The following is a 20,537-nucleotide window of genomic DNA, read 5'->3' as shown; positions in this document are numbered from 1 at the left end:
AATAAAAATAAGGGGAGTGGAATATATGAAAAGAAGATTAGTTTATGGAATAGGTGCAATCATTTTAGGGCTTGGAACATTAGTAGGCTGTGGAAGTGGATCACAAGGAGCTGCAAGTACAGCTAGTGCAAGTAGTGATACCAATCAAAGCACACAAGTAGAAAAAACAACTATTAAGTTTGGAACCTGCCCAGGACCTTATGGAGACATGGTGAAATATGCGATTAAACCATCACTTGAAGAGAAGGGCTATAAAGTAGAAATTATTGAGTTTAGTGATTATGTACAGCCTAATTTAGCATTAGGAAAAGGTGAAGTAGATGTTAATGTATTTCAACATAATGTGTACTTTGAGAACTTCAAGAAAGAGCATCAATTAGAGCTTACAAAGCTCATTAATATTCCAACAGCAGGGCTTGGATTTTACTCTAACAAGTATAAAGATGTTAGTGAAGTAGTAGAGGGTGCTACCTTTACAGTTCCTAATGATGTAACAAATCTAAGACGTGCTTTATTAGAAGCACAAAAAGCAGGTTTATTAAAGATTGATGAAACAGTAGAAGTATCTCAGTTTAGTGAAAAAAATGTACTAGAAAATCCACTTAACCTAAAGATTACACCAGTAGAAGCAGCACAGCTTCCAAGAACACTTGATAGTGCAGATTTAGCAGCTATTCCAGGTAACTATGCTTTATCCGCAGGCATTGATTTAAATACTGCGATCTACAAAGAAGTCTTAGTAGAGGATATGAAGAACATCATCGCAGTAAGAACAAGTGAGGTAGACAGTAAGTTTGCTAAAGACATTTTAGAGATTGTTGAGTCTGAAGCCTTTAATAAAGTAATCGAAAGTAGTGAATATCAATTTAGTGGTTTCCAAAAACCAGAGTGGTATACCACCAAGTGGGCGAAATAAACCAACAAAGCTTCAACTAAAGTGTTTATAAATATGGTGAAAGAGGGGGGATAAAAATGTTCGAGCAACTGAAAGCATTAATTGAAGATGAAAATAGGGTCATTACAGCAGGCATAGATGAAAAATATTATTCAGACCATCTTGGCCATATTAAAGTAAAACCAGCAGCAGTAGTCATTGTAGCTTCTACAGATGAGGTTAGCAAAGTCTTAGACTTTGCTAACCTACATCATATTCCAGTAGTGCCAAGAGGGGCAGGGACAGGTCTTACAGGAGGGACAGTTCCCACAGAGGACAGTATTGTCATTGATCTGACCAAACTTAATCGTATACAGCATTTAGATAAGGAGACTATGACATTAACAGTTCAGGCAGGTGTCTTACTTGAAGAGGTTCAAGCCTTTGCAGAAAGTAATGGATTATTTTATCCACCAGATCCAGGAGAGAAAGCTTCTACCATAGGTGGTAATATCAGCACCAACGCAGGTGGCATGAGAGCTGTCAAATATGGTGTCACAAGAGACTATGTCAGAAGCATAGAGGTTGTCTTAGCCAATGGTAGCATTGTAGAGCTGGGAAGCAAAAATATAAAAGACAGTACAGGGCTAGACCTTAAAGATTTACTTATAGGTTCAGAAGGAACCCTGGGTATTATTACAGAGGCAAAGCTCAGGCTTATTCCTAAACCACAAATAGCAAGAAGTGTACTTGTGCCCTATCAAACTTTAGAAGAAGGAATAGATACAGTACTAGATATCAAAGCTTCAGGTATAGATGTAGCAGCTATTGAATTTGTCCAAAAAGAAGCCATTAGTTTATCAGAGCAGTATTTAAAGATTGAGTTTCCTACTCATAAAGGTAATGCATATTTGATTTTTACCTTTGATGGAGATACTGCAAGTTATGTAAGGGATAACTATGAAAAGGTAAGAGAGTTATGCTATCAGCATAATGCTCTAGATTTCTTGGTATTAGAGGATGAAGAGAGCTTTAAGAGAACTTGGCAAATCCGAGGTGCCATTGTAAAAGCTGTAGAAAGTGTCTCTGTACAAGAGCCCATTGATATCGTGGTACCCATTAATAAAAGTGCTGAGTTTGTAAAATATACACAAGAAATTTCAAACCGCCATCAAGTAGCTATTCAAAGCTTTGGTCATGCAGGAGATGGTAATGTACATCTATGTATTATTAAAGGGACACTTAAGGAAGAGGAGTGGCAAGAAAAACTACAGCTAGTGCTTGAGGACCTGTACCAAAAAGCAGCTGAATTAGGAGGACTTCCTTCGGGAGAGCATGGCATAGGGTTAACTAAGTTAAAGTACTACTTAGATTATGCTAATGAAGTACAAATCACCTTAATGAGAAATCTAAAAAGAGCATTTGATGTAAATCAAATATTAAATCCTAATAAAGCATACTAACAATCATAAAATACGTTTATAAATGACACATTTCTAGCAAAAGGGGATATCCCTTTTGTTTAACATAGAAGGGGGAAGAGATATGCCAGAAAGAAAATATGGAAATGAATTTGGAATTCAAACAAGAGCCGTTCATGCGGGAAATGATGTAGATCAAGATACAGGAGCTATTAAAAGACCCATTACTATGGCTAATAGCTATGAATTACCGTACGACCCAACTGACCTTAATTGGAGCTCAGCTGGGAAAGCACTTTATACCAGAAATGGAGGTGCCAATCAGCAGTACCTACAAGAGAAGTTGGCGGTACTTGAAGGTGGAGAAGATTGCGTTGTGTTAGCTTCAGGCGTTGCAGCATTATCAGGGACTTTCTTTGCACTCCTTAACTCAGGAGATCATGTGATTTTTGCTGATGTGATCTATATTGCAGTTTATAGATTGTTTAATGAATTGTTAAATACTAAATATGGTGTAGAAACAACCCTTGTAGATACTAGTGATTTAGAAGCAGTAAAAGCAGCCATTAAGCCTAATACAAAATTGATTCATATTGAAACACCAGGAAACCCAACACTAAAAGTAAGCGATATTAAGGAGCTTGCCAATATTGCACATGAGCATGGGGCCTACCTATCAGTAGATAATACTTTTGCATCCCCATACAATCAGAGACCTATAGAGTTAGGAGCAGACTTAGTGATTGAAAGCTTAACGAAGTATATTAATGGTCATGGCGATGCTATGGGCGGCGCCGTAATTGGGTCTACAAAGCTTATAGAGCAAATCAAAGCCCAATCCATGATTAATTTAGGAGGAACCATTAGTCCATTTAATGCATGGCTTATTATGAGAGGGGCAGTAACCTTACCACTTCGTATGAAACAACATAATGAAAATGCATTAAAGGTAGCTAGGTATTTAGAAAGCCTACCCTTTGTAAGTTTTGTGGCTTATCCAGGCTTAGAAAGCCACAAGGGTCATGAGATTGCTAAGAAGCAAATGATAAATGGCTTTGGAGGCGTATTATCCTTTGGACTTAAAGCAGATCATGATACTTACAATAAAGTAACCAGCTATTTAAAGGTGATTACCTCAGCAGTTTCATTAGGTCATGATGAGAGTTTAATCGTATTTCTAGGAGAAGAAGATGAAAGACAGTATTTGTACCCAGAAGCTTTTCATAATGGGTTCTATAGACTAAGCGTGGGTATTGAAGATATAGAAGACATCATTGGAGATTTAGAACAGGCTTTTGAAAAAGCAGGGTTAAATGGTTCTGAGATTATTAAGAAATAAGAGAAAGCACCAACTATAAAAATTGGAGGGGTTTATTATGAGCAGAGCATATTGGAATGAAGAGATAGAAACTATTTCAAGGGAAGCATTAGAAGTGTATCAGCTAAAGCAATTAAAGGAGCAGCTTACAGAATCCTATACAAAGTCACCCTACTATAAACAGAGCTTTGATAAAGCAAATGTAAAGCCGGAAGACCTTCAAAGCTTAGAGGATTTAATTAAATTTCCTATTTTAACTAAACATGATGTAAGAGAAAGGCAGGATGTGGCACCTATTATAGGAGATTTATGCGTAAAGGGAGAAGAAGCCGTGGTATTTATTTCTTCTTCTAGTGGTTCCACTGGGGTACCTACAGCTAGTCCTTTTAGCAAAAGAGACTTTGATGAATTTCAAGATGTAGAAAGTAGATTGTTTTGGCAAGCTGGTATGAGACCAACTGACAGGTACATTCATGCTCTTAATTTCTCACTTTTTGTAGGAGGCCCTGATGTAATTGGTGCTCAGAATCTAGGAGCCTTATGTATATGGGCGGGAACACTCCCAGCTGATCGATTATTATTTATTATTCAGCAGTATCAGCCAACTGTGATTTGGACTACACCATCTTATGCATGGTACTTAGGAGAAACAGCTAAGCAAAAGGGCATAAATCCAGCCACTGATCTAGCGATTAATAAAATCATTGTAGCAGGAGAACCAGGAGGTTCTATACCAGCTACAAGAGAAGCCATAGAGGAGCTTTGGGATGCAGAAGTCTTTGATTTCTATGGTATCTCAGATATATTTGGAGCATGTGCAGCAGCATGTGAAGCTCATGATGGATTGCATGTAGCAGAGGATCATATTTTAGTAGAGGTAGTGGATGAGAAAACAGGTTTACCAGTTAAAGAGGGTGAAAGAGGAGAAATGCTTTTAACAACCCTAAGAAAAGAAGTACGCCCAATGATTCGCTTTAGAACAGGCGACATTGTCACTTATACTAACGAAGAATGTAGCTGCGGTAGAACACTTAAGCGCATTAAGGTAGTAGGAAGAATTGATGATATGTTTATTGCAGGGGGAGTAAATGTTTTCCCTAGCGATATCGAACATGTTACTAGAAAGTTTGAGAGCCTCACAGGAGAATATAGAGTCAATGTGATTGAAGAACAGCATATTACTAAATTCACTGTAGAGGTGGAAAAACGATTAAATGATGAAACAGATACCAAAGAGCTAAAAGAAAAAGTAGCTTATGAAATTAAGATGCAATTAGGTGTAAAGCCTAAAGAAATCATTATCTTAGAAGCGGGTACTTTACCAAGGGCTACGCATAAAGCTAAGAGACTACAAGATTTAAGACAAAAAGCATAATGGACTATAAAATGATAAGAAGTAAGGTCAAGAATAGGGTCCTATAGATATCTAGATAACAAAGATTAGGTAGTCATCAAAGATGAAATAGAGATAAAGGAGCGGGAGTGCAGTGATAGATGTTATTTTTTTAGGAAGAGGAGGAGAGGGTGCCTTTACCTCCTCTAGAATACTAGGTATTGCAGCGAGCTTATATGAGAATGAGTATGCCTTGAGTTTTCCTAGCTTTGGACCAGAAAGAAGAGGAGCACCTGTTTTTGCTTATACAAAAATAAGTAGTGAACCCATTAGAGATAGAAGTCAAAGTAGTGAATGTGATTACTTTGTTATATTAAATGAAAGCCTGTATAGTGAGGGACTTTTAAGCAGATTAAAAGAAAATGGAAAGCTTATTTTAAATACCAGTCATCCTGAAAAGTATGTAGATCCTCGTATTATTCCTTTTGAAGCTACAAGGTTAGCAAACGAGTACCTAGGAAAACCAATAGTGAATACAGCCATGTTAGCAGCTTTAGCTATCCAAGGCAATCTAGTGAGCATGGAGAGTTTAGAGAGAGCTATACAATATGATTTACCACCAAAACTAGCTATAAAAAATAAAAAATTAATTGAAGTAATTAAAGAAATAAGCAAAACTACAGAAAATAAAAGCTTGGAAACGACTTGTAAGGAGGTGAGATAGATGGCTAGACCAATAGTAAACAAAGATTTTCAGATAAAAGGCATACAAGGTTTGCCTTGTGGTACTTATGGGACAGCTATGCTACTCACTGAGACTATGGAAGGGTGGAGAAGTCAGCATCCAGTCATTGAACATGATAAGTGCATCCATTGTAATTGGTGTTATATGGTTTGTCCTGAAGGTGTTATTTATGAAGAAGATAACAAAATACAAATCGATTATCGTTTTTGCAAAGGGTGTGGTATCTGCCAAAAAGAATGTAAGAAACAGTGCATTATCATGGAGGAGGAAGGGGGAGTAGAAGATGATAGAAACTAACATAAAAGAAAAAGGAACACAAGATCAATTTATATCAGGGGATGAAGCAGTGGCTATTGGCGTAAAACTAGCAAAGCCAGATGTTATAGCAGCTTATCCCATTACGCCTCAGACCATTGTAGTAGAACGTCTTGCAGAGATGGTAGAAACAGGTGAACTAGAAGCGGAATATATGTATGTTGAATCTGAACACTCTGCCCTTGCGGCTGTTATGGGAGCTAGTGTGATGGGTGTAAGGACGTTTACAGCAACCTCATCTCAAGGCTTACTATATATGTCTGAAGTTTTACATTATGCCAGTGGTGGAAGAGTACCTTTAGTAATGATGAATGCCAATAGAAGCGTGGCTTTGCCATGGAGTATATTTGGGGATCAAAGAGATTCTTTATCTTTACTTGATAGTGGTTGGATTCAAGTTTATGTGGAAAATGCTCAAGAGAGCCTAGATATGATACTGCAAGCTTATGCCTTAGCAGAGCATCCAGAGGTTCTTACACCTGTTATGGTTAACTTAGATGGATTTATCCTTACCCATACCTATGAAAAAGTAGAAGTACCAAGTGAGCAGCAAGTTAAGACCTTTTTACCAGATTTTAAGTTAGAAGGGCAAATGGACTTAAAGGCACCTAAAAATCTATTTTTTACTTCCTCTCCAGCGCATAATATGGCATTCAAATACCAACAACATGAAGCAATGCTGAAGGCAAAAAAAATTATAAAAAATATAGATGATCAGTATAGCAAAATCACAGGAAGGTCTTATGGCGGATTAGTAGAAGACTATAAGTGCCAAGATGCTGAGGTTATTGTTATCACATTAGGTAGTGTGACAGGGCTTGTTAGAGATGTGGTAGATGAACTACGTGAAAAAGGACAGAAGGTAGGAGTGCTCAAAATAAGATATATGAGACCTTTCCCAGAAGAAGAAATTGTTAAATATACAGCTTCTGCCAAAGCTATTGCTGTACTAGAAAAAGATATATCCTTTGGCTATCAAGGAACCGTATTTACTAATGTAGCAGCAGCGCTGCATGAAAGAAAGGCAAAGCTTTATAACTATATTGCCGGCCTTGGAGGAAAGGATATTAAAGAAGCTGAAATAAGAGATATTTATGCCCAGCTTTACGCTAAACTTTTGGAACATAAAAAAACAGCTCAGATTATTGCGGAGCATGCAGATACTACAGGAACTTATCGTAGTGCAAGTGTGAGTCTAGTAGAAGATAGTGAAGCTGATAGACTGGCTAATTTCGAGACGAAGAGGCTAAGTTCAGATGAAAACCAAGTGCTTTTTGTTGGATTGGAGGGAAAATAATATGGCAATTAAACTAGACCAAGAAGAATACTTCTATGGGCATAAAGGTTGTGGAGGTTGTGGAGGTTCTTTAGCAGTAAGATTAGCTCTTAAAGTTCTAGGACCTAATACCTTTGTAGTACTACCGGCAGGCTGTATGTCAGCAGTAGGCTTTGTGTATCCACAGCTTTGCTTTGGTGTAAATGCCCTCATTTCTCCTTTTGCCAGTACTGCGGCCATGTTATCAGGCATTTCAGTAGCAGCCAAGGCTAAGGGGTTTAAAGATGTCAATGTAGTAGGCTTTGCAGGTGATGGGGGAACAGCTGATATAGGTCTTCAAGCATTATCAGGAGCCATAGATAGGGATGATAAGATTATCTATATTTGTTATGACAATGAAGCCTATATGAATACAGGGGTTCAACAAAGTTCTCTTACACCTTATGGTGCTAAAACAACAACTACACCAGCAGGAGATCATATTCATGGAAGTAAAAATATAAAAAAAGATATGTTTGATATTGTAGCAGCTCACCGCATTAAATATGCTGCTACAGCTAGCATGGGTAACATCCCAGATTATATTAAAAAGGTGGAAAAAGCCAGCAAAGTACAAGGAACTTCTTATATTCATGTAGCAGCACCATGTCCTACAGGATGGGGAATAGAAAGTAGCGACACCATAGCTATTGCTAGAGAAGCTATTGAATGTGGCTTATGGTATTTGGCAGAATATGAAAATGGTGAGTATAAGTTTAATCAATCACCTAAAGCATTTTCTAGTGTAGAAGATTACCTTAAAAAGCAAAGTAGATTTAAGCATTTGAATGAAGAGGACATAGCAAGAATTATAGAAGAACGAGATGTGAAGTGGGAAGAGCTAAAGAAGAAACTTTTATAGAGGGCTAAGTGAAAAGCCCTCTTTTTTTTATAGCTATATATGAAGGATTGATGAATGGGTTATAGGTATAGCGGGTATATGAAAGGTTATTATAGTAAATGAAGTTTATCTAATAATAATACCTAAAATGGTAAACACTAAGAAAAACTAAAGGAGAATATATCATGGATGATTATAATGAGCCAGAAGACTTACCATTAGGACTTATGATGCAGTTAGGAACCAATATGAATGCAATGAATACCTTCGCTAATCTATCTATTTCGGAGAAGGAAGAAATCATTAATTACATTAAAGGTGATGGAATGGAGGATGATGTGAAGGAGCGCATTGAGAAAGTCATGAACGCCTTAGAAAATAACCAGAGCTTATTTTGATAAGATGTAGTTATTCCTGATTTTAACAAGGTACTGTATAAAAGGTAGTCTGCTATAATGTGACTTCCAATAAGTTGGATTTTTAGGTCTAACTTATTGGGCGAATTTCACTATTATAGCTAAGACTATCTTTTGTTTTATAGTGAATAAAGAGAACAATCGATGAATAGATTATATTCAATGAAAGATCATTATACATTTTATGAATGTGCTATAATAGAATAAAATATTAAACATACTTAGAGAAGAGTTCATGCAAAGGATAAAATCATGAGACAAGAAATCAAAATTAAAATAAAACCACCATTTGTAAAAGCTTTAAGACAAGGCTATCCGCTTATTGCTAAGGATGCTATAGCAAATCCAGAAGTACTAAAAAAGGAAAATGTCATTATTCATTTAGTAGATGATAAAAATAAGTTTATTGCTAAAGGCTACTATGGCAAACAAAACAAAGGGTATGGTTGGGTATTAACCTATAAAGAAGATGAAACAATAGATGAAGCCTTTTTTATAAGCAAGTTTAAAGCAGCTATTACTTATCGTAAGGATTTATATGAAAGTACTGAAACTAACGCCTTCCGTATGTTTAACGGAGAAGGAGATGGCATAGGAGGATTAACCATCGACTATTTTGCAGGGTACTATTTAGTGACTTGGTATAGTGAAGGTATTTATAGTTTTAAGGAGGAAGTCATCAGTGCCCTTTTGAAAAGCATTCAGGTAAAAGGCATTTATCAAAAGAAACGCTTTGACACGGACGGTAAATATATAGAAGATCAAGATTATGTCGTGGGAGAAGTACCTGATTGGCCTTTAATTGTTAAGGAGAGTGGACAGCAGTTTGCTATTTATTTAGATGATGGTGCTATGGTAGGTATTTTCTTAGATCAAAGAGAGGTTAGAAAACGTATTAGAGATCATTATGCTAAAGGTAAAACCGTACTTAATACTTTCTCTTATACAGGGGGATTTTCAGTATTTGCAGCAGCAGGAGGAGCAAGTCAGACCACAAGTGTAGACTTAGCTAATCGTAGCTTAAGTAAGACGAGAGAACAGTTTAGTGTGAATGATATAGACCCAGAAACTCAAATCATTATTGTAGAAGATGTATTTAAGTATTTTAAATATGCAGTAAAAAAAGAACTTAAGTTTGATATGGTTGTTCTAGACCCACCAAGCTTTGCTCGTTCTAAGAAGTTTACTTTTAGTGCTTCTAAGGATTACACCAATTTATTAAAAGAAGCCATTGCCATTACTGAAAAAGAGGGTGTGATTGTAGCCTCAACTAACTGTAGCTCTTTCAATATGCAACGCTTTAAAAGTTTCATAGACAGTGCCTTTAGTCAAATGGGAGATAGATATACCATTTTAGAAGAGTATTCCTTGCCAAAAGACTTTAAGACGATAGATGCATTTAAAGAGGGAAATTATTTAAAGGTAGTATTTATTAAGAAACATTAATTAAGAAAACAGCCTTAACAAACACATAACCTAAACGTGAACAAAGACTTTAATACTATAGACCTAATAAGATTAATGTACTATAAAAGATAGTCATGAAATAGAGGGAAAATAATATGAAGTACTATGAACGAAAGGGGAATTTGTGGTTAGGGCTGTTTTTTACTATAGTTGGAATAGGAGTAGGAACGGTATAACATCTCACATGTAGAGCTTAAAGAAAGGTGTCCCTATTTATATTAAGGGTGAAAATTATAAGTCATATCATATTGCGGTAGAGGAAATATAGGAATCAGAAAAAATGAATTAAAAAGTAAGAAGTAATAATATCTTATACATCACATTATTATATGAGGAGGGGTAACGTGAAAGACAGGGAATTAAGGGCAAAACTAAGAGAATTAGCACAAAAAGGATATATTGAAAATGAGCAGTTGGAGAGAATTGAGTCAGAGTATTTAACTGAGGGTAATAAAAACAATGCCCTAATGCTGACCTTTGCACTATTTGGAATACTATTTGTAGGACTTGGAATTATATCTATTTTTGCATTCAATTGGAGTCTTATACCAAAGGGAGGAAAAACAATTATTGCATTTATACCTCTTTTAATAGCCCAGGCCCTACTATACTGGAAATGGAAAACAAAAGGGTCTAAGATTTGGATACAAAGTTTATGCTTGGGGGTGGGGATTGCTTTTTTATTTGCGGTAGGACTTATTTATCAGGTTTATCAAATTTCTGTGGGGTTAGATGTTATTTTGCTTATTACTTTTGTGATGATGTTACCTGTAATATATCTCTTTAATGCATATTATTTAGCCCTTTTGTGCGTAGTTGGTGTATTGTATTATAGTACCTACATAGATCAACTTTATTACAGCTTATTAGTTGCTCTAATAGTGCCTTTTTATATAAAATGTCTCAAGGATAAAGAGCATGTGCCACATACTTTATCTTTGGCTATACTCATATGGATTATACAGTTTACATACCTTACTTTAAAGCTATTTGAGGCAAATCATCCGGTGATATATTTACTTTTATTTATTATATTTACTAGAATTAATTGGAATCCTATTTTTAGAAAGGTAGGTTTATTCTGCTTTTACTTTGCTAGTTTTACCTTGATTATAGTTCAGGATATACCAACATTTACAACATACATTGAGGGAGTTGCTATTCTATTGATACTTCTAGCATTAGGATACTTTGCGTATAGAAGTAAAGATATGGAGGCAAATAAGGAGAGTATCCTATTTTTAATTCAGCCTTTATTAATTGGGGGAGGAGCATTATCTGAATTTAATATAGGATTTGCCATATTATTTGATATGTATATTTTAAGTATGGTAGTAAGACTTATTGTAATGGGAAGTAAAGAAAAGGATTTAGGAGGCATGAGACGGGGAAGTATACTTCTTTGTATCTTTATAATTATTAAATTATCTACATCAAATTTTCCTTTGATTATTAAAGGAGTAAGCTTTTTACTTATAGGTATAGCATTTTTAGTGGCTAACATAAAGATTGTAAAAGGTTTGGAGGAAACAAGATGAATAAAAAGATAAAAGGGAGTATGATTGTTATCACCTTTGCTGTTCAATTACTTATACTTTTAGCAATGCTACTTTGGGTACAATGGTTTTTAAAAAGTGGTACACCATATATTTTAAAGGCAACAGGTTATGATCCTTATGATTTTTTAAGGGGGAGATATATTAGTTTAACGCTTGAAGATAATGTACTTCCCTTAAAAAAAGGAGAGATTATGCCACAAGATGAGCAAATAGAAGAAATAAAGAAAGTTTATGTTGTCTTAGAAAAAGGAACAGGGAATGCTGATAAAATGGCATATATTACCTTGCATACACCTATAGATAAGGACTATATAGTATTTGAAGATTGGATGATGCTATATGATGATAATACAAATAAAATTAAAGTTTATCCAAATAGAGAAGAATACTATGTGAATGAAAAAAAAGCACCAGAATTAGAAGAAAAAATAAGGAATACAGAGGATGTATATTTAAAGGTACGTGTTAAAAAGGGAAAGTACATAGTAGAGCAATTGATTGTTGATAATATCATCTATTAGTATAAGGCTAAAATCAAAAAGGTAATATTATGAACATAGTCTTTATTATATATAAGCTTAAAAGGCAATTGCATATCATAAGGATTTATATTAATGGAGAAGTTGATGGGAGTGAGAGTAAACTGAAAGACTATGAAGTAATCAATATTAAAACATAGGAAAGGAAGCAACATTACAGTATTTTTAAAGACTATTTACAGCTACGCTATGATATAAGTTTTGAGCTAGAGGTGACTAATTTTTATACTAAGATAAAAGAACACAAGCTCTCATTTACTTTAGCTACGATTTTTGCCATAGTTACCTGTGCCAATGAAATAGAAGCGTTTCGTTATCGTTTTAAGGATGGGGAAGTAGTCAAATATAATACACTCAATCTTTCATTTACATATCTTAATAAAGAAACGGAACTTATGAAAAATGTAGTGGTGGAGATGCGAGATAATATCCACGACTTTGTGACCTATACTTATGAGGTGGCAAATAATCAGAAAGAGTATTTTACTGGTCCAATGGGAAATGATATTTATCAATTTTCATCAATACCATGGATTAGTTATACTCATATCTCACATGCTGATTCAGGGAAAAAAGATCATGCAACACCTATATTTAATTGGGAAAAATGTTTTGGCGTGAAGGAAAGATGTTTATGCCATTTTCTATTCAGGTCCATCACTCTTTTATAGATGGTATTCATATGGGGAAATTAGCCCAAAGGTTATAACAATATCTAAATGAGTATTAAAATTAGAAGATAAGACGCATTCAATTCACTGGATGTTTTACAAGATAATCAACTAGAACTATTGAAATGGGGAGGAAGACTAAATGGAGATAACTATTAAATTACTAGAAGAGTCAGATGTACAAGCACTTTATGATTTTGAAAGGGGAAATAAAGCATTTTTTGAAAGTGTAGGCTTTGGAAGAAGTGAAAGTTACTATGACGTACATAACTTTAAGGAAATCATTAAAGAATTAGTTGAAGAGCAAAACAAGGATTTAGTTTATATGTATCTCATCAAAGATGCCTATGAAAATATTGTTGGAAGGGTTAATCTAACAGAAATTATAAGAGGCAATATGAATAAGGCAGAACTGGGTTATAGGATGGGAGTAGCTTATCAAGGTAAAGGTTATGCAACGAAGGCAGTATCTCTAATCTTAGAAAGAGCAGCAGCTGAGCATAAGCTTCACAGAATAGAAGCAGGTACTTCAGCAGATAACATAGGTTCACAGGTGGTTTTAGTAAAGAATGGCTTCCAATTTACAGGACGCTTAAGCCAGTATATCTGCATAAATGGTGAGTGGCAAGATAGTATTACTTTTGAGAAGATTATTAAATAAGATAGTTTATATTCGAATTAAAGTTGATGAAAATGAGTGGGTAGGGGCGTCTGGAGTTGTGACTTGGGAACATTTTTCAGAAGAACTTAGTGAATGTTTTAGATGGGTTTTAGGCAGCTGTTTGAACGCAGTGAGTTCTGCCGTTTATCTAAATAAGTGAACTTAGTGCTTCAAAAAATGCGGACCGGAACAACGGAAGATGCCCCTACCCGCTCATTTTCTCCCAGCATCCCATTTACACCATTCATGCAAGAATAACATCCTTATTTTCATGAACACAAGAGTAGCAATAGCTAGCTATAGGAAAAGAGCATATATAACATCCCTCAAATTCATTGACTTAGTAATCTTATATGTTTACAATGAATTCAATAAATCGAGAAAAATAATAAATATTGGGGCGATTTAAAACAATTCATTAAAGGGGGCCTTTCATATGGCAAATTACAAATTCAATACATTACAAGTACACGGTGGTCAAGAAGTAGATCCAGTAACAAAATCAAGAGCAGTACCTATTTATCAAACAACTTCTTATGTATTCGACAACGCAGAGCATGGTGCAGACTTATTTGCATTAAGACAATCAGGAAATATTTATACAAGATTAATGAATCCAACAACAGATGTATTTGAAAAGCGCATAGCACTACTTGAAGGTGGAAAGGCAGCTTTAGCAGTGGCATCAGGTTCAGCAGCTATTACTTATGCTATTTTAAATATCGCAGGTAGTGGTGATGAGATTGTTTCAGCTAGTACTTTATATGGTGGAACTCATAACCTATTTGCTCATACACTTACTAAATATGGTATCAAAACTCATTTTGTAGACCCAGATAGTCTTGCAGCTTTTGAAGAAAAAATAAATGAAAATACAAAAGCTATTTATATTGAAAGTATTGGTAATCCAGGGACTAATATTATTGATGTTGAAGCAGTAGCCAACCTTGCTCATCAATATAAATTACCACTAATCGTAGATAATACTTTTGGAACACCTTATCTCTTTAGACCTATTGAGTTTGGAGCAGACATCGTTGTACACTCAGCTACTAAATATATAGGTGGACACGGTACTAGTATAGGTGGTGTTATTGTAGATGCAGGTAACTTTGACTGGGCAGGAAGTGGTAGATTTAAAGATTTTACATCTCCAGATCCTAGCTACAACAACATCGTCCCAGCAGAAGCTTTTGGAGAACTTGCATTCATACTAAGAGCTAGAGTTAACTTACTTCGTGATACAGGTGCTGCACTTAGTCCATTTAACTCTTTCTTATTTATTCAAGGACTTGAAACACTTTCTTTAAGAGTAGAAAGACATGTTGAAAATGCTAAGAAGATTGCAGAATACTTATCTAACCATCCAAAAGTAGCTTGGGTTAACTATCCATCATTAAAAGGAAATAAGTATTACGATTTAGCACAAAAATATTTCCCTAAAGGAGCAGGGGCTATCTTTACCTTTGGTGTAAAAGCAGGAGAAGATGCAGCTAGAAAGTTCACTGAAAGTCTAGAAATCTTCTCACTATTAGCTAATGTGGCAGATGCTAAATCACTTGTTATTCACCCTGCAAGTACAACTCATAGTCAACTAAATGATGAAGAATTAAAAGCAGCTGGTGCTACTAGAGATTTAGTACGTTTATCAATTGGAATAGAGGATGTAGAAGACTTAATTGCTGACTTAGAGCAAGCCTTTAATCAAATCTAATACGGGGAAGATTTGAATCTTTAAAAGCTCAATATACTTAGCTGAAAATGGCTAGATATATTGAGCTTTTATTATGTCCTTTTAATGATATAAAATGTGGGGCTGATACTAATATAGTATGTAAATCTTGTACTAGTATGATATGATATAAGGTAGAGTAGTCTTAATTGTGAAGGAGTGTTTATATGAACATTAAATTAGTACATACTATATCCGTAGAAGACTATAATGACCTAAGAAGTGGGGTAGGTTGGGAGACGTTAGAGAATGAACAAGCACAAAGAGGGATTGAAAATACATACTACTTAGTAGCAGCTATAAAGGATGAACGGACTATAGGTCTTACTAGAGTTATTAGTGATGGTGGCTATATTGCCCTCATTGCAGATGTTATAGTTAACCCTGATTATCAAGGACAAGGTATAGGCAAAATGTTGGTAGAAGATGCACTTACTTTTATAGAAACTCATTTAGGCAAGGATGAGTTAATGGTTATGGTGAGTTTAATGGCTGCCAAAGGGAAAGAAAAGTTTTATGAGAAATGTGGATTACGAGTAAGGCCAAATAACGAAGCAGGCGCAGGGATGTGCTTGTATTTTAATAAGAAATAAGAAAAGGAAAGAGAAAATAAGGAGACTAAACATGAGTATTTATTTAGTAGATTTCGAGAATGTAACATCAGAAGGGTTAAGTGGAGTAAGTAAATTAAGCGAGGAAGACAAAGTCATTCTTTTTTATAGCACAAAAGCTAATAAAATTTCGATGCCAATACATGTGGAGATGAGTAAAAGCTTAGCAAGCTTTGAATATAAAGAAGTATTAGTGGGAGGAAAGAATGCCTTAGATTATCAGCTTTCTACTTATTTAGGCTATTTAATCGGACAAAAGGAAGATACCAATTATTATATTGTAAGCAAAGATAAGGGATATGAGTATTTAAGTGATTTTTGGAAACAAACTTTAGGAGAAACAAAACAGCAAATTAGCATTGAACATATAGGTGCTATAAAAGCTGCTAAATCAGTTAATAAAATAGAAGCTATCCACGAGGAGCAGGAAGAAAAGGAAAATAAAATAGTAGAAGCTATTAGTGTGCAAGAAAGTAAACTTGTTCTAGAACCAACTAATAGAGAAACTAAGGAAGCAGAGGTAGCATTTAATAAAAAGTTTAATAACCAAAATAAGAGAAATGGTATGAAGAGTACATATCATATTAATAGGAAAAAACCAGTAGTCTCAGAAGCGCAAAATGTTCAAAAAACAAGTGAGTCTAAAAATTCTATCGTCGTTAAAGAAAACGCATTTTCTTATAATGAGAAGGTAGTCAAGGGAAATCAGCCCAATATAGAAGTTGAGAAGCAACTTAGACAATTGATAGATAAGGAATTACAAGAAGATCAAGTAAAACGAATTGTTCAGTACTTTAAGCAAGCAAAAAATAAACAAGAACTCCATCGTAAGATAGTAAAAGTACTAGGTCAAGATAGAGGAACAGTGATTTATCACAAAATCAAGAGACTTATTAAAAAATAAAGAAGCCTAGAATAAGTAATGAATGGTTATACTAAGTAGTAAATAGGCGTTAGTTTGAAATAGTAACGGTAATGAAAGTAAGGAGAGTAAAATGGCAAACGAAATAATGGTATATACAGATGGTGGAGCAAGAGGTAATGGAAAAGAAGACTGTGTTTCAGCTTGGGCATATACTTTAAGTTATGGAGAACATTACAAAGAAAATAAAGGCGCAATGTATGGCGCAACTAATAACCAGATGGAGATGACTGCTATTATTGAGGCTTTAAAAGCAATTAAAAATAAGACCATTCCTATCAAGTTACATAGTGATTCTGCCTATTGTATTACTGGTATTACTTCATGGATTCATAACTGGAAGAAAAAAGGTTGGATTAACTCAAAGAAGGAACCTGTGGAGAATAAGGAACTTTGGATTGAAATGGACAAGCTAGTTAGAGAGTGCACATCTATTAAATTTATTAAGGTTAAAGGTCATGCAGATGTACAGGGGAATATAAGAGTAGATGCCTTGGTTAACCTAGCTATGGATGAACTAATTGCAGAAGGAAGATAACAAAAAACACGTTTTCAATTTGGCTTTAACAAGCATTTTGAAGACGTGTTTTCACGTTTTAAAAGCCATATACTTTAGATTCGACATTAAAACTTAATTGATATATTACTTTCGTTATTACTTTCTTCAAAAAAAGAGTTCTAGATAGGATATCACAAAAAATGTAGCTATAGCTACATAAAATAAAAATCGGTTTGGTTATAATAAGCTTAATACAAGACAGAATAATAGGAGGTAATGATGAGTGCTTTTTTAGGACCGATTCATTATTGGTTATATAATAAAATACAAATGCAACAAGACTTAGTAGAAGAAATAATGCTATTAGCAGAGCAAAAATGGGGATTTAATTTAGCCGAAGAAGCTGATGAATGCTATGGAAAAGCAGAAAGAAGGCCACTAGAGCAAGTAATTGATGGGACTAATATTCATGGTTGGTTACAACAACAGGTTTCAAATGCTGAATACAGGCTTGCTTTTTGTGTGACTAAACTCATTAAAAATGATAAAAATGCGCTAGAATTTTTAAGAGTAATTTTTGAAAGCAAAGGTAGGGATAAGGCTAGAGCTATAGAAACAAGTTTAAAGGCAAATGAACTTTATAAAGTCATTACAGATAGTTGGTTAGATGGCATGCCTTGTGATCATGCCTATCTAGTAATAGAACAAGGTGAAGAGCGTATTACCTTTAGACGAAATAGTTGTGTACATGAATCATACTGGAAAGCAGTAGAGGGGAATATAGACGATTATTATGACCTTAGAAATGCTTGGATAAAGGGATTATTAGAGGAACAAAAAGCGAAACTGGAGAAGATAAATGAAGTAACCTATAAGTTAGAAAAGGAGGACAGGTATGAATAGTATAGAACTTATGATGGAAGAACATCGTTATATTTCACGTATGTTAAAAGTAGTACGTAAGGCTTGTTTAGGCATATTACAAGGTGAGGCCATTTGTTTTGAGGATTTTTACCAAATCATAGATTTTATTAGAAATTATGCAGATGCTCATCATCATGGAAAAGAAGAAAAGTTCCTATTTAAAGAAATGATAAATCATTTAGGGGAACTGGGTTCAAAATTAATTCGAAATGGTATGTTAGTTGAACATGATTTAGGAAGACTTTATATTAAAGATTTAGTTGAAGCATTAGAAAAAGTAAAGGTAGGTAATGAGGAAAGTAAATTAGATGTTATAGCTAATGCCATTAGTTATACGCATCTTTTAGAAAGACATATTTCCAAGGAAGACGAAGTAGTTTATAGTTTTGGTGCACGCCAATTATCTAAAGAAGTGCTTGAAATGGTAGATGAGCAAAGCACAATCTTTGAAGAGGAAGCTAAAAAGCAAGGTATTCAAGACAAATATATAGATTTATTAGAAGCATTAGAGAATAAATATACTGTGGTAAAATAGGATAAGTATAAAGAAAAACACCCATGAAAGATAGTTGATAGGTATCTTTCATGGGTGTTTTTTTGTTTTAAGAGGGAATTAAGGATTTTATGAATCTTAAATTATGATTTCATAAAATCATCATTAGAAAAGCGAACTTTATGAGTGATTTTATCTGTTAATTTAATTTTAAAGCCACAGATTAATGCAATAACTAGGGCGATAACTGAAACGTGGAAGCAAAGAACAGTAGCAACTAATACAGCTATGAGTGGTGCGTGAATGTAATCATGATCATCTTTGCTTAATACGAAATGAGTGGTTTTAAGTGTGTCTACATAAGTGTTAATTTGTTCCTGAGTTGTATTAATATTTGTACGGCGTGTTGCTTTACCTTCCTTTTCAAGAAGTGCTAGGGCTTCTACGATGTCACCATTACTTCTTTCTAAAGCATCTTTAGCTTCAGTATAAGTGGCATTAGTTCTTTTCATAATTAAATCGATTTGGTCTAGTGAAATTGACATATTGGATCTCCCCTTTTCATTTTTTAATTCATTTTCATTTTTGGATTCATCTTTGCTAAAAGTAATTGCCATTTTTTATAACTCCTTAAGTCGTTCTTTATGATATTAGTATAAGAAGCATGGATGAGAGTGCATTAAATAGAGGATTAAGATTTCATGAGAAAACTATGAAAGAATCTTAATATAGGATTTAATGAATTATGAGAAAAATTTATATGATTTACGTAAATGAGGTTGACTTTATCACTTTAGCACGCTAAAATATCTAAGTAGTTAGTTAAAAATAATGTTCAAGGGAGAGATATATTATGAGGTTAAGAAGCTTATTAAAACAAGTAGGCATATTTTCTATAGTAGGTTTACTAGCATTTAGTTTAGTAGGATGTGGTCAAAGTAAAAAAGAAGTATTAGTTGTAGGTCTAGATGATACTTTCGCACCTATGGGATTTAAAGATGAAAATGGGGAAATCGTAGGATTTGATATTGACCTTGCCAAAGCAGTTGGGGAAAAAATGGGCAAGGAAATGAAGTTTCAGTCTATAGATTGGAGTATGAAAGAAGCAGAACTTAATGCTAAAAACATTGATTTTATCTGGAATGGCTATAGTATTACTGATGAAAGAAAAGAACAGGTAGCATTTGGTACACCTTATTTGAAAAATAGACAAATCATTATCACTTTAGCAGATTCACCAATCAATACTAAAGCAGACCTAAAAGATAAAGTAGTAGGTGCTCAAACGGGGTCTACAGCAGTAGATGCTATCGAAACAGAACCAGAAGTATTAGCTACCTTTAAAGATGGTAAACCTGTTACATATGAAACAAATAATGATGTTTTAATGGACCTTGAAGCAGGACGTTTAGATGCTGTTGTGGCTGATGAGATTATTGTTAAGTATTATATTAGCAAAAAAGGTGCAGAGAAATACAAAATCTTAGATGAAGATTTTGGGGAAGAAGAATATGGTGTAGGTATGAGAAAAGAGGATACAGCTTTAGTAGAGGCTTTCAATAAAGCTTATGCTGAACTTAAACAAGAAGGTAAACTAGCTGAGATTTCAAATACATGGTTCGGAGAAGATATTACACAATAAATAGTAAAGAGGTTTATAAAACTTTAACCATAGCTTACCTATTAAATTGAGATGTAATTTAATAGGTAAGCTATAAATTATAAATCAACTTAAGTTATTAAAAGTCAAAAATAATGATTTAATTTGTTTTATAATAAAATAAATTGCCTATTGTTTTAAAATTATATATTATAAATGAGATAGGTGTTAATAAGCTTTTATATAGAAACTATATTATAAGACTAACAATAATATTCATA

The 20,537-nt window shown here is 34.3% G+C and carries 21 protein-coding genes and 1 pseudogene; 21 read left to right on the top strand and 1 reads right to left on the bottom strand.

The genetic code is table 11. From position 1 onward, the window contains the following. Nucleotides 1-25: 25 nt before the first annotated feature. The 20 genes and pseudogenes from EKH84_RS02325 (at nucleotide 26) to EKH84_RS02230 (ending at nucleotide 18,698) form a co-directional block, all read left to right on the top strand. Nucleotides 26-916 (top strand): MetQ/NlpA family ABC transporter substrate-binding protein, encoded by an 891-nt coding sequence (locus EKH84_RS02325; RefSeq protein ID WP_127064996.1) that lies wholly within the window; start codon nucleotides 26-28, stop codon nucleotides 914-916. A gap of 56 nt (nucleotides 917-972) precedes the next feature. Next, nucleotides 973-2,337: an FAD-binding oxidoreductase gene (locus EKH84_RS02320; RefSeq protein ID WP_127064995.1), complete on the top strand. Its 1,365-nt coding sequence runs from the start codon at nucleotides 973-975 to the stop codon at nucleotides 2,335-2,337. A gap of 82 nt (nucleotides 2,338-2,419) precedes the next feature. After that, complete coding sequence (locus EKH84_RS02315) at nucleotides 2,420-3,634, top strand: trans-sulfuration enzyme family protein (RefSeq protein ID WP_127064994.1); 1,215 nt, start codon at nucleotides 2,420-2,422, stop codon at nucleotides 3,632-3,634. 37 nt (nucleotides 3,635-3,671) lie between these two features. Next, entirely contained in the window at nucleotides 3,672-4,988 is a 1,317-nt protein-coding gene (locus tag EKH84_RS02310; RefSeq protein ID WP_127064993.1) for a phenylacetate--CoA ligase family protein, read from the top strand. A 112-nt stretch (nucleotides 4,989-5,100) separates the two neighbouring features. Continuing rightward, on the top strand, nucleotides 5,101-5,670 hold the full coding sequence (locus EKH84_RS02305; RefSeq protein ID WP_127064992.1) for a 2-oxoacid:acceptor oxidoreductase family protein: 570 nt from the start codon (nucleotides 5,101-5,103) through the stop codon (nucleotides 5,668-5,670). Next, the gene (locus EKH84_RS02300) at nucleotides 5,671-5,988 is read left to right on the top strand and encodes a 4Fe-4S binding protein (RefSeq protein ID WP_127064991.1); all 318 of its coding nucleotides are present in this window, start codon (nucleotides 5,671-5,673) and stop codon (nucleotides 5,986-5,988) included. Next, the gene (locus tag EKH84_RS02295) at nucleotides 5,975-7,303 is read left to right on the top strand and encodes a transketolase C-terminal domain-containing protein (protein ID WP_127064990.1); all 1,329 of its coding nucleotides are present in this window, start codon (nucleotides 5,975-5,977) and stop codon (nucleotides 7,301-7,303) included. The genes EKH84_RS02300 and EKH84_RS02295 overlap by 14 nt, the downstream gene beginning before the upstream one ends. A gap of 1 nt (nucleotide 7,304) precedes the next feature. Further along, on the top strand, nucleotides 7,305-8,183 hold the full coding sequence (locus tag EKH84_RS02290) for a thiamine pyrophosphate-dependent enzyme (RefSeq protein WP_127064989.1): 879 nt from the start codon (nucleotides 7,305-7,307) through the stop codon (nucleotides 8,181-8,183). Nucleotides 8,184-8,347: 164 nt separating this feature from the next. After that, complete coding sequence (locus tag EKH84_RS02285; RefSeq protein WP_127064988.1) at nucleotides 8,348-8,560, top strand: hypothetical protein; 213 nt, start codon at nucleotides 8,348-8,350, stop codon at nucleotides 8,558-8,560. A gap of 270 nt (nucleotides 8,561-8,830) precedes the next feature. Next, nucleotides 8,831-10,024, top strand: coding sequence for a class I SAM-dependent rRNA methyltransferase (locus EKH84_RS02280; protein WP_127064987.1), 1,194 nt, complete (start codon nucleotides 8,831-8,833; stop codon nucleotides 10,022-10,024). 365 nt (nucleotides 10,025-10,389) lie between these two features. Continuing rightward, a complete protein-coding gene (locus EKH84_RS02275) occupies nucleotides 10,390-11,583 on the top strand; it encodes a DUF2157 domain-containing protein (protein WP_190283460.1) in 1,194 nt (397 codons plus the stop codon). Beyond that, the gene (locus EKH84_RS02270) at nucleotides 11,580-12,125 is read left to right on the top strand and encodes a GDYXXLXY domain-containing protein (RefSeq protein WP_127064985.1); all 546 of its coding nucleotides are present in this window, start codon (nucleotides 11,580-11,582) and stop codon (nucleotides 12,123-12,125) included. The genes EKH84_RS02275 and EKH84_RS02270 overlap by 4 nt, the downstream gene beginning before the upstream one ends. Nucleotides 12,126-12,304: 179 nt before the next feature. Continuing rightward, nucleotides 12,305-12,852, top strand: a pseudogene (locus tag EKH84_RS02265) (CatA-like O-acetyltransferase). 104 nt (nucleotides 12,853-12,956) lie between these two features. Then, nucleotides 12,957-13,475, top strand: coding sequence for a GNAT family N-acetyltransferase (locus EKH84_RS02260; protein WP_127064984.1), 519 nt, complete (start codon nucleotides 12,957-12,959; stop codon nucleotides 13,473-13,475). A 436-nt stretch (nucleotides 13,476-13,911) separates the two neighbouring features. Beyond that, nucleotides 13,912-15,189 carry an O-acetylhomoserine aminocarboxypropyltransferase/cysteine synthase family protein gene (locus EKH84_RS02255; protein ID WP_127064983.1) on the top strand — a complete coding sequence of 426 codons (1,278 nt, stop codon included), beginning with the start codon at nucleotides 13,912-13,914 and terminating at the stop codon, nucleotides 15,187-15,189. Between the two features lie 185 nt (nucleotides 15,190-15,374). Beyond that, a complete protein-coding gene (locus EKH84_RS02250; RefSeq protein ID WP_127064982.1) occupies nucleotides 15,375-15,800 on the top strand; it encodes a GNAT family N-acetyltransferase in 426 nt (141 codons plus the stop codon). Nucleotides 15,801-15,831: 31 nt separating this feature from the next. Beyond that, nucleotides 15,832-16,722, top strand: coding sequence for a PIN domain-containing protein (locus EKH84_RS02245; protein ID WP_127064981.1), 891 nt, complete (start codon nucleotides 15,832-15,834; stop codon nucleotides 16,720-16,722). Nucleotides 16,723-16,813: 91 nt separating this feature from the next. Continuing rightward, on the top strand, nucleotides 16,814-17,278 hold the full coding sequence (locus EKH84_RS02240) for a ribonuclease H family protein (RefSeq protein WP_127064980.1): 465 nt from the start codon (nucleotides 16,814-16,816) through the stop codon (nucleotides 17,276-17,278). A 240-nt stretch (nucleotides 17,279-17,518) separates the two neighbouring features. Next, on the top strand, nucleotides 17,519-18,142 hold the full coding sequence (locus EKH84_RS02235; RefSeq protein WP_127064979.1) for a hypothetical protein: 624 nt from the start codon (nucleotides 17,519-17,521) through the stop codon (nucleotides 18,140-18,142). After that, on the top strand, nucleotides 18,135-18,698 hold the full coding sequence (locus EKH84_RS02230; protein ID WP_127064978.1) for a hemerythrin domain-containing protein: 564 nt from the start codon (nucleotides 18,135-18,137) through the stop codon (nucleotides 18,696-18,698). Before EKH84_RS02235 ends, EKH84_RS02230 begins: the two co-directional genes overlap by 8 nt. Nucleotides 18,699-18,799: 101 nt before the next feature. On the opposite strand, the gene EKH84_RS02225 is transcribed toward EKH84_RS02230, so the two are convergent. Beyond that, nucleotides 18,800-19,273, bottom strand: coding sequence for a hypothetical protein (locus EKH84_RS02225; RefSeq protein WP_127064977.1), 474 nt, complete (start codon nucleotides 19,271-19,273; stop codon nucleotides 18,800-18,802). Between the two features lie 236 nt (nucleotides 19,274-19,509). On the opposite strand from EKH84_RS02225, the gene EKH84_RS02220 reads away from it, so the two are divergent. Continuing rightward, complete coding sequence (locus EKH84_RS02220; protein ID WP_127064976.1) at nucleotides 19,510-20,298, top strand: amino acid ABC transporter substrate-binding protein; 789 nt, start codon at nucleotides 19,510-19,512, stop codon at nucleotides 20,296-20,298. Nucleotides 20,299-20,537: the final 239 nt, after the last annotated feature.

Origin of the sequence: Cellulosilyticum sp. WCF-2 (genome assembly GCF_003990395.1) — a bacterium.
GTDB lineage: Bacteria > Bacillota > Clostridia > Lachnospirales > Cellulosilyticaceae > Cellulosilyticum > Cellulosilyticum lentocellum.
The sequence above is the reverse complement of the archived record's forward strand: the minus strand, read 5'-3'. Positions and strand labels throughout refer to the sequence as shown.

Coding starts and splice junctions, on each gene's coding strand:
- EKH84_RS02325 (WP_127064996.1), top strand. CDS start 26: ATGAAAAGAAGATTAGTTTATGGAATAGGTGCAATCATTTTAGGGCTT.
- EKH84_RS02320 (WP_127064995.1), top strand. CDS start 973: ATGTTCGAGCAACTGAAAGCATTAATTGAAGATGAAAATAGGGTCATT.
- EKH84_RS02315 (WP_127064994.1), top strand. CDS start 2,420: ATGCCAGAAAGAAAATATGGAAATGAATTTGGAATTCAAACAAGAGCC.
- EKH84_RS02310 (WP_127064993.1), top strand. CDS start 3,672: ATGAGCAGAGCATATTGGAATGAAGAGATAGAAACTATTTCAAGGGAA.
- EKH84_RS02300 (WP_127064991.1), top strand. CDS start 5,671: ATGGCTAGACCAATAGTAAACAAAGATTTTCAGATAAAAGGCATACAA.
- EKH84_RS02295 (WP_127064990.1), top strand. CDS start 5,975: ATGATAGAAACTAACATAAAAGAAAAAGGAACACAAGATCAATTTATA.
- EKH84_RS02290 (WP_127064989.1), top strand. CDS start 7,305: ATGGCAATTAAACTAGACCAAGAAGAATACTTCTATGGGCATAAAGGT.
- EKH84_RS02285 (WP_127064988.1), top strand. CDS start 8,348: ATGGATGATTATAATGAGCCAGAAGACTTACCATTAGGACTTATGATG.
- EKH84_RS02280 (WP_127064987.1), top strand. CDS start 8,831: ATGAGACAAGAAATCAAAATTAAAATAAAACCACCATTTGTAAAAGCT.
- EKH84_RS02270 (WP_127064985.1), top strand. CDS start 11,580: ATGAATAAAAAGATAAAAGGGAGTATGATTGTTATCACCTTTGCTGTT.
- EKH84_RS02260 (WP_127064984.1), top strand. CDS start 12,957: ATGGAGATAACTATTAAATTACTAGAAGAGTCAGATGTACAAGCACTT.
- EKH84_RS02255 (WP_127064983.1), top strand. CDS start 13,912: ATGGCAAATTACAAATTCAATACATTACAAGTACACGGTGGTCAAGAA.
- EKH84_RS02250 (WP_127064982.1), top strand. CDS start 15,375: ATGAACATTAAATTAGTACATACTATATCCGTAGAAGACTATAATGAC.
- EKH84_RS02245 (WP_127064981.1), top strand. CDS start 15,832: ATGAGTATTTATTTAGTAGATTTCGAGAATGTAACATCAGAAGGGTTA.
- EKH84_RS02240 (WP_127064980.1), top strand. CDS start 16,814: ATGGCAAACGAAATAATGGTATATACAGATGGTGGAGCAAGAGGTAAT.
- EKH84_RS02235 (WP_127064979.1), top strand. CDS start 17,519: ATGAGTGCTTTTTTAGGACCGATTCATTATTGGTTATATAATAAAATA.
- EKH84_RS02230 (WP_127064978.1), top strand. CDS start 18,135: ATGAATAGTATAGAACTTATGATGGAAGAACATCGTTATATTTCACGT.
- EKH84_RS02225 (WP_127064977.1), bottom strand. CDS start 19,273: ATGGCAATTACTTTTAGCAAAGATGAATCCAAAAATGAAAATGAATTA.
- EKH84_RS02220 (WP_127064976.1), top strand. CDS start 19,510: ATGAGGTTAAGAAGCTTATTAAAACAAGTAGGCATATTTTCTATAGTA.